The sequence below is a fragment of the Enterobacteriaceae endosymbiont of Donacia dentata genome, from assembly GCF_012570745.1.
Classification (GTDB): domain Bacteria; phylum Pseudomonadota; class Gammaproteobacteria; order Enterobacterales; family Enterobacteriaceae.
In genome coordinates this window covers 1-644 of sequence record NZ_CP046212.1, presented here as the reverse complement: position 1 = coordinate 644, position 644 = coordinate 1, and the positions used below count along the sequence as shown (strand labels likewise).

Annotated in this window: 1 rRNA gene (running past one end of the window); it reads right to left on the bottom strand. The window is 20.7% G+C overall.

The annotated features are described in order from the left end of the window. Positions 1-644: ribosomal RNA gene (locus tag GJT90_RS02250) — 16S ribosomal RNA — on the bottom strand; it reaches 1,268 nt to the left of the window's first position.

The following is a 644-nucleotide window of genomic DNA, read 5'->3' as shown; positions in this document are numbered from 1 at the left end:
AAAAATACGATATAAAAAATAACTCATTTCTAAAAATTGAATGCCCACATATATTTTCTGACAAATTATTAAAGAACTAAAAACATCTATATAAAACAATGTTACTATTTTTTATAATACTGTATTTTTATAAAAAGTCAAATAAAATTTATTTTATATTTACATTAAATATATTTAATATCTAAAATTTTATATTTTATTACTCCCTTAGGGGTTTGTACATTGATAATATTATTTTTTTCTTTTCCAATTAATGCTCTAGAAATAGGTGCATTAATGGAAATTAAATTATTTTTTAAATTTGCTTCATCATGACCAACAATTTTATAAGAAATAATTTCATCAGTTATTATATTTATCATACTTACTGTAGAACCAAAAATAATTTTATTATTGTGTGTAATTTTTGTAACATCTATTATATTAGCATTAGATAATTTAATTTCTATATCTTTAATACGGCCTTCACAGAAACTTTGTGCTTCACGTGCTGCTTGATATTCAGCATTTTCTTTCAAATCACCATGTTTTCTTGCTTCTATAATAGAATTAATAATTTTTGGTCTTTTTATATTTTTTAATTCCATTAATTCTTTATGTAGTTTTTTTATACCTTGTAAGGTCATAGGAATTTGATTTATCAT